A 13,358-nucleotide genomic window follows, 5' to 3' on the forward strand; every position below is an offset into this window, starting at 1 on the left:
AGCGGCAGCCGGCCGAAGCCGTCCGGCGATCGTCGGCCGTTGACTGAGCGCAATACTGTTATATCGTGGCTCTTCAACTATGATAAACGAACGAAATGAACGGAGGATCAGCCGCACCGAACCGAACGGACCCCGGTGATGGCGGCCTGAGCGTCAGTCGGCGGGGCGCCTTGGCGGCGGCGGCCGGCCTGACGGTTTCGACCAGCGGATGCATTCGGCAAGTTCGGGACATTCTCATGCCGGACAACATCCATCAACTCTCGCTGACGATCACGACCCTCCCCACGGACAGCGACAGAGAGAGCATTCGGCTCTCCCGGGAGTTGGCCGACGTCTTCGAGGCGGTCGGCATCGACGTCTCGTTCGATATCCGATCCCCGGTCGATTTCCGCCGGACGGTGCTGTACGATCACGAGTTCGACATCTGTATCGTCGAGCATCCGGGCGGAACCGATCCGGATTTCCTCTACGAGGCGTTGCATTCGGTCTATACCGACGAATCGGGCTGGCAGAACCCCTTCGGGTACACCAACCTGACCGTCGATGACTCCCTCGAAACCCAGCGCCAACTCGAGGGTGAAAAGCGCCGCGAGGCCGTCACGGACGTCCTCGAGGCAGTCGCGATCGAACAGCCGTTCGTTCCGATCTGTATTCCGGACCAACACCGCGCGGTCAGGACCGATCGGTTCGACTGGGACGAACGCGCGCTTGCGACCCCGCAGGGCTATCTCGACCTCGACCCGACACCGGACGTCTCGACGCTGCGGGTCACGCATACCGACTCCCGGCCGACGACGAACCTCAATCCGCTTGCGGTCGACTATCGGGGCCAAGGTCCGTTCGTCGATTTACTGTATGACTCGCTGGCGACCGAAACCGCCGACGGCGAGATCGAACCCTGGTTTGCCCGCTCGTGGGAGTGGGACGCCGGGACGATCGACGTGCGACTCCGGACCGACTGTCCGTTCCACGACGGCGAGCCCATGACGGCCGAAGACGTCGCCTTTACCTATCGGTTCCTCGCGGACATGCACCCCGACGACGCCGAGACTTCTGCTCCCGCGCCCCGATACCGCGGGCTGGTCGAAGCCGTCGACTCGGTCGACGTCGTCCACCGCGATCGGCTCGAGTTGCGGATCGACGCCGGCCGGCCGGTCGGTGAACGGGCGCTACTAGTCCCGATCCTCCCCGCACATATCTGGCGCGAGCGGGCCAGCGACGCGAACGGACCGGGAGGCGCGACCATCGCGCAGGGAACCACGGAAGCGGTCGTGACGGACAATATCGAACCGATCGGGAGCGGGCCGTTCCAGTTCGTGAGTCGGACCGAAGGCGACGGACTCACGCTCGAGCGGTTCGACGGCCACTTCACGCTGCGATCGGGTGTCGCCCTCCCGGCACCGAGCGTCGACGAACTGACCGTCAGTATCGATCCACCAGGGTCGGCCGTCCAGCGGGTCATCGACGACACCGCTGACGTGACGGCATCACCCCTCGAGACGAACGTCGTCGGCAGCGTCGATCAGTCCGGCAGTACTCGCGTCCTCGAGTCACCGTCGTGGTCGTTTTACTGTCTCGGGTTCAACGCGCGGGACGCGCCGTTCAGCAATCCCCGATTCCGCCGTGTCATCGCACAGTTGATCGACAAGGAGTGGTTGGTCGACGAGGTGTTCCGGGGCTACGCGCGTCCCATCGCTACGCCCGTGACCGAGGAGTGGGTTCCCGAGAGCCTCGAGTGGAACGGCACCGATCCGGAAACGCCGTTCCTCGGCACGGACGGCGAGGTCGACGAGGACGCGGTCGAGGCGGCCTTCGAGTCGGCCGGCTTCCGCTACGACGAGCAGGGCCGGCTCCGGGTCAGACAGTAGCGTCGAAGCGATAGTTGCTCTTGAAACGATTCATACCGATCGCAACGCTGTCCTGCGATCGGGTGTCCAGTGACTTTCAAGAGCTACTATTGGACTCTCGGAACGGAAAACGGCGAAAACGGCGCGGGTGTTACTGGTCCTCGAGCGCGTCGGCGATCCGCTTGAGCGCGCGGGTCTGGTCGCGGAGTTCGTCACGCATCTGTCGGACTTCGCGGACGAGTTCCTCGTTGCTTTCGTCCTGTCCGCTGCCGCCGGGGCCGCCCGGACCGGGGCCGCCGGGACCGCCGCCCATCATGCCGCCCATCATCTGTGCGAACGGGTTGCCACCGCCCATGCCGCCGGGACCGCCGGGGCCGCCACCGCCGCCGAACGGGCTTTCGGGGGGCTCGCCCTCGCCGTCTCCTTCTTCGGCGCGTTTCTCGCGGATCTCTTCGACTCGCTCTCGGAAGGATTTCTCCTCGCTTTCCTCACCGGCGTCGCCGTCGTCGGGGGCGTCGTTGTCGTCCGTCATACAATCGGGTTCTGGTGCGGCGGGGAAAAGGGTTGCCATGTCTCGGATATCGGCCCTCGACTCGCTCGCGGCGGACCGAACGCGACGACCGTGGCGTGTCGGTCCGGCGGCCGGCCGACCCGATCAGGTGCCGAACGACCCCAGCGACGACTGCAGGTTCCGATCGGGTCGCCCGCCCTCGAGGTCGTAGCCGACGAGGTCGCGCATGTCGACGGCGTAGGCGGTGCCGCCCGTTTCCAGCACCAGTAGTCGACCCTTGACGCCGACGACGGTCCCCGAGGCGATCGTCTCGCGGACTGGCCGGGCCTCGAGACCGAGCCCGTAGTCGAACCGATACCGATCGATGACGTCGAACTCGGCGAGGACCGACTCCCAGCCGGCCTCGTCGACGGTCGCGGCGAGCGAGGCGACTTTCGCCGGCGTCCGAACGCGGTCGACCAGCCGTTCGGCGATTTCGGCCTCGAGTTCGCGGGCGATGCGGCCGTTCGAGACGGTGTGGACGTGGGCCCCGCGGTCGGCCCCCTGTTCGCGCAGTCGGGTCTCGAGCCGCCGGCGTTTGGTGACGCCGACTTTGAACGTATCGGGGGCGAAGGCGGCGATGTAGACCGCGTGGTCCTCGTAACAGTCCATCTCGTCTTTCAGGCAGGTACCGGTACAGCGGGCACAGACCCACGTGCTGGTGTGGTACTCGCAGTGAGGCGCCGACGGCCGATCGCAGGCGACGTGAACCCCCGACTCGTCGATCGTACCGGCACAGTGGCGCTCGCCGAGCGAGTACGCGAGGTCGTCGCCGGCCTCGAGCGGGCGGGCGTCGATCTCGGCGTCGGCGTCGCTGACCAGCAGCGCCGATCCCCGTCCGCTCGGTTCGTAGCCGACCAGTTGCACGACCGGGAGTTGGGACCGGGCGCAAATAGACGTAGCGTCTCGGTCGACCCCGGTGAGGTGACGAATCGTACGACCCGTGGCTATATGTCGGCTCGAGAGAGTCGCCCCGTATGGACGGTTCGGAACTGCGGCGGCGGGAGCTGCTCGGCGCGGCGTCGTGTAGCTGCGTGGCGCTTGCTGGCTGTACCGACGGACTCCTCGGCGGACCGGCGTACGGCGAGTCCTACGGGCGAAATTACGGAGGCGAGTGAGCGTGGCCGACGAAACCCCGCGGCTCGGACTCGGGACGTACGAACCGGGCGACGAGTGGGACCACACCGATACGGTCGAGGCAGTCGATCGACACGCCATCGTCCGCGGACCGATCGCCGACCGGCCCGAGACGGGCGAGTACGACGACGAACTCTACCACGCCACCGACCAGGGGATCACCTGGCGGTGGGACGGGGCAAGCGAGGACTGGGTCTATTTCGGCGGTCGGGGGAGCCCCGAGCGGCCGGTCCCCGGAACGAGCCACTTCGAGGCGGCGACGATGACCCGCGCCAGCACCGCGGAGTCGCCCGTCTGGAACGTCGAGGCACACGGGATCGAGGGCGACGGCGAGACCGAGGTCGGGTCGGCCGTCCACGCCCTCCTCGAGACGGTCCACGAGGCCGGCGGCGGGATCGTCTACTTCCCGCCGGGCCGCTACCTGCTCGAGCGGACGCCGCTGATCGGCGACGACACGATCCTGCAGGGCGCGGGCTCGGCGACGGTCCTCGAGGGCCCCCGCCCCGAAGGCGAGGAGGGGCGAGCCCTCCTTTCGAACAGGGGGTTCGACGCGACGGGGTACGACGGCGCGTCGAACTGGGGCGTTCGCGACCTCCGGATCGACGCGCCGGAGTCGACCGGGATCATGCCCGCCCACGCCGAGAACGTCCGACTCGAAGGGATCTACGGCGACCGCATCTACTACCACCACGTCGACGTCGTCTCCTCGAAGAACGTCACCGTGGACGGCTACTGGGCGACCCGCGGCGGCGAGGGCGACTCCGACGCGCCGGTCCAGTTCGACAACCAGAACGCGGGCACCGGTGTGAACGGCATCTGGGACGGCAAGCGGGAGTCGCTGGTCACCGACGACGGGACCCCGACGCGGAACTGCACGCTCGCGAACTTCGAGATCGATCCGACGAACGGGCCCGAGTACGGCGTTCACATCCACCGGGACGGCACCGAATCGATCACGATCGAAGACGGGTACATCACCGGCTGCGGGTATGCGGCTATCAGGGCCGACACCGGCAGCCTCCTCTCGGACCTGACGATCGACGCCGTCTCGTGTCTCGGCAACGCGCGGGGGATCTCGCTGGGACAGGTCGCGGACGGCCGGCGGGAGCTGACGATCAGCAACGTCACGATCAGGACCGACGATGACGCGACGGCCGCCGGCTCGGGGCTGTACGCGGCCGGCTTCGACGGCGCGACGGTCTCGAACGTCGTCGTCGACGGCGCGTTCACGAACGCCGTCGTCTTCGACGACATGGACGACCTGAAGCTGACCGGAATCACCGCGACGGGAGCCAGACACCAAGCGTTTCGGTTCAGGGAGGGCGTCGATGCGACGCTGACGACCGCCCGCGCGGCCGACTGTGGCACCGTGGGAGTCTACGTCGGCCCGGACAGCAGCGTCGCCTACGGCGGCGTCACGTTCGAGGACGTCGGCCAGCGGGTCGAGGTCGACGGCGACCTCCGGGAGTGGGTCACGTCCTGAGTCCGAGCGCTCGAGACGGCCAAGACCTATCCGCGACGGCCCCCAACACGGAGCCATGACCCTCGAGGGTTCGCTCGAGACGGCGGCCGACGGCTCCAGAGACGCCGTCATGTTCGTGTTCACCGTGACCAACGCGGGCGAGGCGGCGATCGAACTCGATTTCGCCGACGCCTGCAAGGCTGAGTTTCTCGTCGTAGACGACGGCACCGAAGTCTGGCGGTTCAGCGAGGGGCGGGCCTTCGCGCAGATGCTGAGTTCGGACCGCCTCGAGCCCGGCGGGTCGACGACCTACGAGGCGGAGTGGTCCGATCCCGAGTCGGGCGAGTACACCGCCGTCGCGAAACTGCGGGCACGAGAGCGGACCTGCGAAGCGACGACGACGGTCGCGGTTCCGGACTGATACGGATTGCTGTCCCGATGTCCCGACGCACCCGCGACCCGGGCGGCGGGTGCGCCGGGACTGACTGACAGGAAACCGTCTGAACGGGTGAGAACTCCCGCGAGGCGGAGCCGATAGTGAATTTGTATTTCTGAAATCAGTTTTAACCGTACCCGAACTCTCGTTCGTCAGACGAAGGGGAACTATTGTGCTTCTCCATAGGGTATAAACCGGCTCCGTCCGAACGGTCGCGCATGCAAGCGCTGGTCATCGCGGCACACGGATCGCACCTGAATCCGGACGCCTCGGACCCCACCTACGCCCACGCGGACACGATCCGCGAGACGGGCGCGTTCGACGAGGTCCGCGAGGCGTTCTGGAAGGAGGAACCCCACTTCCGGGAGGTCATCCGAACGCTCGAGTCCGACGAGGTGTTCGTCGTCCCCCTGTTTATCAGCGAGGGCTACTTTACCGAGCAGGTCATCCCGCGGGAACTCCGACTCGACGACTGGGACCCCGACAAGTGGGAGTCCGACGGCACCAGCGCCTCGCAGGCCACCCTCGAGGCCGAGGACGTGGGCAAGACGATCCACTACTGCGGGCCGGTCGGGACCCACGACGCGATGACCGACGTGATCGTTCAGCGGGCCGAGACCGCGACGGAAGACCCCGACGTCGGCGAGGGCTTTGGCCTCTCGGTCGTCGGCCACGGCACCGACCGCAACGAGAACTCCGCGAAGGCCATCGAGTACCACAGCGACCGCATCGCCGAGCGCGACCGCTTCGACGAGGTGAAGGCGCTGTTCATGGACGAGGAACCGGAGGTCGACGACGTCACCGACTACTTCGAGAGCGACGACATCGTCGTCGTCCCGCTCTTTATCGCCGACGGCTACCACACGCAGGAGGACATCCCCGAGGACATGGGGCTGACCGAGGACTACCGGCTCGGCTGGGACGTCCCCGCGGAGGTCGACGGCCACCGGATCTGGTACACCGGCGCGGTCGGGACTGAGGACCTGATGGCCGACGTCGTCCTCGAGCGAGCCGCGGACGCCGGGGCCGACATCGGTGACGCCCGGGAGGCGGTCCGCGAGTTGGCCGCGTCGGCCGCCGAGTCGGAACCGCACGCGGGAGCGGGCGCGGGGGACTGACTCGTGACGGTGGCGACGGCGGATCTCGACGCCCTCCTCGAGCGCGCGTCGGCGGGCGTCTCCGTCGACGGGCTCCGCGTGGAGGAGGCCGACGACGGCTATCGGCTCGCGACGCCGGACGACGAATGGACCGGCCTCGACGAGGACGAACTGCGGCGCGCACTCGACGCCGCCGACGAGTACGTCACGAACTGGCGCTACTGGCAGGAACGGGTCGGCGGGGAGGGGACCGCTCGCCGCGCGTTCCTCCGCTGGTGCGAGCGAGCGCCGCTCGCGGACGCTGAGACCGGCAACGCGACGACTGGGCCCTGGAGCGAGAGCGGAGAGGGCGACGCGGATGCCGGCGAAGATCCCCTCGCGGTGCCCGAGCGCTACGACGCGCTCCGCGACGGCATCGACCGCGAGTGGGGCCAGCTCTCGATCACCGCCCGCTTCGTCGACGTCGACGACCCCGACGGGGAGCGCGTCTACGACCTCTGGCACGTCGACGACGCCGACACCGATCTCGCCGACCTCGAGGTTTACGACGATCCACGGGACGCCCGCGAACTCGCGACCTACGACGGGGACGGCCGCTACCGACCGTTAAAGACCGCACCGACCCTGCCCGGCGGCTGGGCCTTTACCGGCCTCTCGGGTGACGACCTCGTCGAGGCGGTCGAGTTCTTCTACCCCGCGACCGTCGCCAACTGGCACCGCGAACTGCGGGGGAACTTGGATGTCGACCACTGGCTCGAGACCGCGGAGCGCCAGACGGGAATCTACGACGTGATCGACGAACTCCCCCGCGAGGCCGTCGCGTGGATGGCCGAGGCCTGCTGTGTCGACTCACAGTGTCTCCGCCGCCGCGAGTGGGAGTACGAGGAAGGCGACGACCTCGACGTCGACGGCGGCGACGGTCCATTCCCCTGTCGCGAGCCGTGTTCGCTCGTCGTCGCCGCCGCCCGCAAGTGGACGACTCTCGAGTCCGAAGACGAACACACCTACGAACTCGAGTTGACGACCAGCGAAATCAACCAGCTCACGGAGCTGATCGACGCCGTCGCCGAGGGCCGCACCGACGAGATCCGCGAGGCCGACGTCTACGACGGCGCGAACCGCTACCGAGCGCGATACCTCCGGGCTAAACGGTTCGACGACGAGGGCGACCTCGAGGCGACCAGGGTCGACGACTGAGCCCGGTTTCGACCGTTATCGAGCGAGTAACAAGAGTGCGACGGCGACGCCGACGAAGACGATCACCAGGCCGGCCGCGGTGACGGGGCCGCCGATCGTCGCGGCGGTCGCGCCCCCGACGCCGATCGCGACCAGCCCCAGCGCGGCGACCGCCAGCGTCGCCGGCTCGAGGCCGCCGATGAGTCGAGCGAGCGGCTGCTCGACCTCGGCCGACGCCGGCTCGGGACTTGCTGGCTCGGCCAGCGAGTCGTCGACGTCGACGGCCGACGGGCCGGGAACGACAGTGACGGCGATCGAGATCGATTCCGCGCCGTACCCCGTGAGTACCTCGAGGGCGCCCTCGACGGGCCCGTCGATCCCGTCGGCGTCGACGGCGACGGGGACGGTGGTGACGGCGTTCGGTTCGACGTAGTAGTTCCCCGCTTCGAGGGCGGCGATCCGCTCGAGGTCACCGGCGAGCCGACAGTGGGCGTGTGCGGGCGCGTCGTGGCCCTTCAATCGAAGGGCGAACGAGCCGTCGACCTCGAGAGCGCTCGCGGCCGTCTCGAGGGCGCCCGTGGACTCGCGGTTGACGTGAACGGTGACCTCGGTGTCGGGCATGACTGGCTGGCCCTATGCCGGGGTCTCCTCGCGCATGTCCGGCGGCAGCAGGTTCGGGATGCCGTCCTCGATGGGGTAGGACTCGCCGCACTCGGTACAGACGAGCGCGCCGTCGACGACCTCCTCACTGTCGTAGTCGGCGTCCTCGAGGTCCAGATCGTGTTTGTCGAGCGGACAGCAGAGAATCTCCAGCAGCGACTCCTTCATACTACGTAGGCGAGTCGCCTCCAGCAAAAGGTTTCGGGAACGCTCCGAGCGATTCGACCCCGTTCGGTCACTGACGCCTACTCGTAGGGGTTCTCGACGACGACGGTCTCCTCACGGCCGGGGCCGACGCCGACGGCGTAGACCGGCGCATCGAGTTCGTCGCTGACGTACTCGAGGTAGGTCCGGGCGTTCTCGGGGATCGCCTCGTAGCCGTCCTCGGCGACCGCCGCCCAGTCGACCTCGGGCCAGCCGTCGAAGGACTTGAACGTGGCCTCACAGCGGCCCCACTGTTCGGTCGTCGAGGGCATCGTGAGGATCTCCTCGCCGTCGAACTCGTAGCTGTGGCCGACTTTGACCTCGTCGAGGCCGGCCAGCACGTCGACGTGGTTGACCGCGAGCCCGGTGAAGCCGTTCGCGCGGGCCGCGTGGCGCAGCATCGGCATGTCGAGCCAGCCGACGCGGCGGGGGCGGCCGGTGACGGTGCCGTACTCCCCGCCCTCGTCGCGGATGTAGGTCGCGAGTTCCTCCTCGTCTTCGCCGGCTCCCTCGTCGGGATCGTAGTCGGGCGTCTGTCCCTCGACACCGCCGAGTTCGGTCGGCAGCGGGCCGGTGCCGACCCGCGAGAGGTAGGCCTTGACGATGCCGATGACCTCGCCGTCGCCGACGACGGTCGGACCGAGCCCGGTGCCGACGGTCGCCCCGCCCGCAGTCGGGTTCGAAGAGGTGACGTAGGGGTAGACGCCGTGGTCGATGTCGAGGGAGGTCCCCTGCGCGCCCTCGAGCATGACGTTCTCGCCGGCGTCGATGCGCTCTTGCAGGAAGGTCCCGCAGTCGACGGTCATTCCCTCTTCGGCGAGGCGCTCGCCGTACTCGCGGTAGGTGTCATAGAGGTGGTCGATGTCGAACGCCTCGCCGGTCTCCTTGTCGAAGACGTCCTCGGCGAGGGCCTTCTTCTGGGGAACGACGTACTCGAGGCGTTCGCGCAGCGTGTCGGGGTCGAGCAGATCGCCGATCCGGACGCCGCGGCGGCCGGCCTTGTCCTCGTAGGTCGGGCCGATGCCGCGTTTGGTCGTGCCGGCGGCCAAGTCGTCTTTCTCCTCCTCCTCGATCCCGTCGAGCGCGCGGTGATAGGGGAGGATGACGTGGGCGCGCTCGGCGACGCGGACGTCCGGATCGAGCCCGCGTTCGCGGAGCGTATCGATCTCGTCGAACAGCGTCTCGGGATTGACGACACAGCCGTTGCCGAGGACGCCGATCTTGCCCCGAACGGCACCGGAGGGCACCAGCGATAGTTTGTACTTCTCACCGTCGTGAACGACGGTATGGCCAGCGTTGTCGCCGCCCTGATAGCGGGCGACGACATCGGCGGCGTCGCCGTAGAGGTCGACGACGCCACCCTTGCCTTCGTCGCCGAGTTGCGACCCGACGATAGTGACGGTCATAACAGCGGCGGGTTCATGCCGGGCCGATAAACAGATTACGGTATACGGGTCCGTCCAGAAGGTATCAGTATTTATGCGCACAGCACCAACGACGGGATAACGTGTGACACGACCGATACTGTGTCGTGGCGTTGCCCCGATCGGAAGCGTTAACTACTGACAGGAACGAGCATCGAGTTGAGAGTGGACGTTTCAGTTCTCGAGGGCAACCTTTAAAAGGTCCAAAGACAAGTTAACAAATGCCATGATAGACCGACTTGAGAAGGAAGTCGATATGCTGGAACGCCATCTGCAGGTCCTGAAGATGGTCATCGAGAACGAGCCGATCGGCATCGTCAAGATGTCGAACGAGACCGGCTACCCCCACCACAAAGTCCGGTACTCCCTCCGGGTCCTCGAGGAGGAGAACCTGATCGAGCCCTCGAGCCAGGGTGCGATCAAGACCGAGCGCACCGCCGAGTTCGTCGACGAACTCGACGGCAAGATCGACGACATCGTCGACAAGCTCGAAGGCATGAAGATCGAAGACGTCGCCGAGATCGAAGGCTAGTCCCTCCGCTCGCTTCGGACATCGCCCGTCCCCGCGACCGGAGCCGACGCGAACCGATTTCTCATCGCCGTTTTCAACCGCGGTAGCGACTACCAGGAACTGTCGAGCGATCGCCGGACAGCCGTCGAAAACGAGGTCGGAACCCGCGAGCCTACAGTTCGGGCACGTTCATGTGGAACCCTTCCGATCGCGATTCGACCAGACAGAGATGATACCCCGTCTTGCGCGAGAGGTTGACGTAACTGAGCTTCGAGCCGCGGCTGAGCAGTCCGCCGCTGGTAGCCTGCTCGGCCACCTCGAGCGCGCCGGGTTCGAAGAAACTCGAGGTGACCGCGATCGCCGCGGCCAGATCCGGGTAGTTGGCCTTGACCGCGGAGGCGGCCGCCTCGAGTTCCTCGAGGGTATCCTGGGTCGCGGGCTCTCGCGAGTCGTTGAGCGCGACCAGCACTAACGGATTCCCCATCTTGTCGAACGCGACGATGTCGAAGGTGACCTCGTCGGGGACGTCCTCGGTGTCGTCGTCCTCGAGCGAGATCGTCGCGCCGAGTTCGGCCCGGTCGATGCGGGGGATCGCGTCATAGAGATCGCCCAGCCCGTCGGCGTTGCCGGTGTCGCGGATCTCGTACAGCAACGTCGCGGTGAGCCAGTCGACGAACCGGTACTCCATCGAGGCAGCGAGGAACTCGTCGTACGGCCGGCCGTCGACGGCCGCGTCGGCCGAATCGAACTGCGTGTGATGTTCGAGTTGCAGGTTCGATGCGACCTCGCTGCGATCGGCGTCGCCGTCGTGGGCCGTCTCGAGGGTCGGCTGGCTCTTCGAGGCGTACCGGACGAAGAGGTTCGTCCCCGCGAGCGCTCGCTGGGCCGAGAGCTGGGTACTGGCACCGGAGTCGGCCGTTTCACTGTCGGCTTCCCGCGCCCGTTCGAGTTCCGTCTCGAGGCTCTCGATTCGGGACTGGAGCCGCTCGACCGTCGACGAGAGGTCGTCGTTCTCCGATCGCAGCCGGTCGCGTTCGGCCTCGAGTTCCTCGGCTCTCGTCTCGAGGGCCCCGTATCGCTCCTGAAGCGTCTCGAGCTTCTCGGTCAGTGCGGCGACCCGCTCGCTTGCGGCATCGGTCGCGGCCGACCGACCGCTCGCGTCGGTGTCCCCGCTACCGGCGGCGCGGTCGCGGGACGCGTCCCGACTCGCTCCCGTCGTGGTCGCCTCCGCCGTCGTCGACGGGGCTTGGGTCGCGCTCGAGTCAGTCCGCCCGTCGCTCGACCGGGAACCGGTCGCCGTCGCGGACCGGTCGCCCGAACGCGTGCGCTCGTCGGACTCCGACTCCGACTCGCTGTTGTCCGGATCGATCGACGGGATGCGCCGCGTCTCCCGCCACTGTTCCTCGCGCTCGAGTTCCTCCTCGAGGTCGCCGTCGGGTGTCTCGGCGTCCTCGGCCGTCGTGGGATCGGTGGGTGTCGCGGGACCCTCGACCGTCGAGTCCTCGTCGTCCTCATCGACCCACGAAATATCGTTGCGGTCCAGTTCCTCGGCTGCCGCCTCGACCTCGGCGAGGTCCGGGTCCGTGGGACGGTCCGTCTCGACTCCGCTCGGTTCGCTCGAGTCGGTGGCGTCGTCCACGGGTTCGGCCGCCTCGGCAGACGCCGCCGGCTCCGTCCCTGTCGGGCCGTCGGCAGCCCCGTCTTCGGTCCCGGTGGTCGTGGGATCGGCCGGCTCCGTCGTCCCTCGATCGGCGTCGGACTGCGACATCGTGCCGGTGTCGGCGGTGTCTTGCCGTTTCGTCTCTGCAGCCGTGGGGCTCGTCACCGAACCGGCGTCGGCAGTACCGTCGGGGGCCGGCTCCTGACTGCCGGACGGGTCGGTATCGATAGCCGACTCCGCGTCGGTAATACCGGTCGGTTCGGGTTCGGTGTCGACCTCGTCGGTCGCGGTGATCCCCGACGGGTCCTCCGTCAGATCGATCTCCGACGACAGCGACGACGCGTCGTCGGTCACGCCCTCGGCCGACTCGGTGTCGGCGGCGGCCACGTCCTCGATCGGATCGGCCTCGACCGAGTCCGCTCCCGAAACGTCGATCGGCTCGATAGACGAGTCCGTCGGATCGGTCGTCGGGCTGTCGGCCGCGGATGCGGTCGGTTCGGAAGCCGGATCGGCATCGGTCGCGGCGTTTGCCCCGGCCGTCCCGGTACTGGACGCCGAGTCAGTGGCCGCTGGCTGACTCGAGCCGGCCGCGCTGTCGGTCGTGCCCGCGGCCGCCGGCTCGTCGTCGGCCGCACCCGGAACGTCGGTCACGTCGATCTCGACGTCGATGACTTCGTAGATACCGACCTCGTCGGCCGCGCGCTCGAAGGCTTCCTCGCCCGTCAGTAGCCGTTCGGCGTTGCCGATGTAGGCGGCTGCCATCCGGCGACCGCCGTAGTAGACGGCGTAGTAGTCGCCGCTGAGGACGTTCTCGCTCAGTTCGACGTAGCCGGTAAACGAGCCGCTCTGGAGGGTGTTATCGACCTCCCGGAGCGGCGTCTCGTTGGTGTAGTACTTCGCCCTCGTGTCGCCGCCGCGTTCCTCCATCGCACAGAGCAGCGGCAGCGACGGGTGTGGTGCCTCGTAGCGGGTCCCCGAGGCGGTTTCGAAGTCGTCGATGTCGCCGTCGATGACGCCCACGATCCGGCCATTGAGCATAAAGAGCCACGTGCCGTGTCCCGAGACGGCACCCGAGAAATCGGCGGCAGCGAGATCGGAGAGGCCATCGAAACCGCCGCTGAACGGGCGGGAGTCCCACTCCTCGACGCGCTCTTGCGTGCGCGGGTCCATACGTCAACAAGCGGGAACCACACC

Annotated in this window: 13 protein-coding genes; 7 read left to right on the plus strand and 6 right to left on the minus strand. The window is 67.6% G+C overall.

Annotated features, from left to right (window positions below):
• The first annotated feature begins 95 nt into the window (after window positions 1-95).
• Window positions 96-1,868: an ABC transporter substrate-binding protein gene (locus tag ACERIM_RS01700; protein ID WP_049905619.1), complete on the plus strand. Its 1,773-nt coding sequence runs from the start codon at window positions 96-98 to the stop codon at window positions 1,866-1,868.
• 130 nt (window positions 1,869-1,998) lie between these two features.
• On the opposite strand, the gene ACERIM_RS01705 is transcribed toward ACERIM_RS01700, so the two are convergent.
• Window positions 1,999-2,379 carry a hypothetical protein gene (locus ACERIM_RS01705; RefSeq protein WP_006649133.1) on the minus strand — a complete coding sequence of 127 codons (381 nt, stop codon included), beginning with the start codon at window positions 2,377-2,379 and terminating at the stop codon, window positions 1,999-2,001.
• Between the two features lie 123 nt (window positions 2,380-2,502).
• Window positions 2,503-3,264, minus strand: coding sequence for a DUF2797 domain-containing protein (locus ACERIM_RS01710; RefSeq protein ID WP_373630917.1), 762 nt, complete (start codon window positions 3,262-3,264; stop codon window positions 2,503-2,505).
• A 110-nt stretch (window positions 3,265-3,374) separates the two neighbouring features.
• Between ACERIM_RS01710 and ACERIM_RS01715 the strand changes: the two genes are divergently transcribed.
• From ACERIM_RS01715 to ACERIM_RS01735, 5 genes are all read left to right on the plus strand, one after another.
• The gene (locus tag ACERIM_RS01715; RefSeq protein WP_172704557.1) at window positions 3,375-3,515 is read left to right on the plus strand and encodes a hypothetical protein; all 141 of its coding nucleotides are present in this window, start codon (window positions 3,375-3,377) and stop codon (window positions 3,513-3,515) included.
• Between the two features lie 2 nt (window positions 3,516-3,517).
• Window positions 3,518-5,017, plus strand: coding sequence for a glycosyl hydrolase family 28-related protein (locus ACERIM_RS01720; RefSeq protein WP_373630918.1), 1,500 nt, complete (start codon window positions 3,518-3,520; stop codon window positions 5,015-5,017).
• A gap of 55 nt (window positions 5,018-5,072) precedes the next feature.
• Window positions 5,073-5,417: a BsuPI-related putative proteinase inhibitor gene (locus tag ACERIM_RS01725; protein WP_373630919.1), complete on the plus strand. Its 345-nt coding sequence runs from the start codon at window positions 5,073-5,075 to the stop codon at window positions 5,415-5,417.
• 233 nt (window positions 5,418-5,650) lie between these two features.
• Complete coding sequence (locus ACERIM_RS01730; RefSeq protein WP_015299117.1) at window positions 5,651-6,550, plus strand: CbiX/SirB N-terminal domain-containing protein; 900 nt, start codon at window positions 5,651-5,653, stop codon at window positions 6,548-6,550.
• 3 nt (window positions 6,551-6,553) lie between these two features.
• Window positions 6,554-7,726 (plus strand): DR2241 family protein, encoded by a 1,173-nt coding sequence (locus tag ACERIM_RS01735; protein WP_373630921.1) that lies wholly within the window; start codon window positions 6,554-6,556, stop codon window positions 7,724-7,726.
• Window positions 7,727-7,741: 15 nt separating this feature from the next.
• Here ACERIM_RS01735 and ACERIM_RS01740 read toward each other — a convergent pair whose 3' ends face one another.
• The 3 genes from ACERIM_RS01740 to ACERIM_RS01750 all read right to left on the minus strand — a co-directional run bounded on the left by ACERIM_RS01740 (window position 7,742) and on the right by ACERIM_RS01750 (window position 9,975).
• Complete coding sequence (locus tag ACERIM_RS01740; protein WP_373630922.1) at window positions 7,742-8,326, minus strand: hypothetical protein; 585 nt, start codon at window positions 8,324-8,326, stop codon at window positions 7,742-7,744.
• A 12-nt stretch (window positions 8,327-8,338) separates the two neighbouring features.
• The gene (locus tag ACERIM_RS01745) at window positions 8,339-8,533 is read right to left on the minus strand and encodes a methytransferase partner Trm112 (protein WP_373630923.1); all 195 of its coding nucleotides are present in this window, start codon (window positions 8,531-8,533) and stop codon (window positions 8,339-8,341) included.
• Window positions 8,534-8,610: 77 nt separating this feature from the next.
• Window positions 8,611-9,975 carry an adenylosuccinate synthase gene (locus ACERIM_RS01750; protein ID WP_006649142.1) on the minus strand — a complete coding sequence of 455 codons (1,365 nt, stop codon included), beginning with the start codon at window positions 9,973-9,975 and terminating at the stop codon, window positions 8,611-8,613.
• 244 nt (window positions 9,976-10,219) lie between these two features.
• Here ACERIM_RS01750 and ACERIM_RS01755 point away from each other — a divergent pair, with 244 nt between their 5' ends.
• On the plus strand, window positions 10,220-10,525 hold the full coding sequence (locus ACERIM_RS01755) for a hypothetical protein (protein ID WP_006181938.1): 306 nt from the start codon (window positions 10,220-10,222) through the stop codon (window positions 10,523-10,525).
• Window positions 10,526-10,676: 151 nt separating this feature from the next.
• Here the strand turns inward: ACERIM_RS01755 and ACERIM_RS01760 are convergent, their stop codons facing one another.
• Window positions 10,677-13,334, minus strand: a complete 2,658-nt coding sequence (locus ACERIM_RS01760) for a transcriptional regulator (protein ID WP_373630924.1) — start codon at window positions 13,332-13,334, stop codon at window positions 10,677-10,679.
• Window positions 13,335-13,358: the final 24 nt, after the last annotated feature.

Origin of the sequence: Natrinema sp. H-ect1 (genome assembly GCF_041821105.1) — an archaeon.
In the GTDB taxonomy this organism is placed as follows: Archaea; Halobacteriota; Halobacteria; order Halobacteriales; family Natrialbaceae; genus Natrinema; species Natrinema thermotolerans.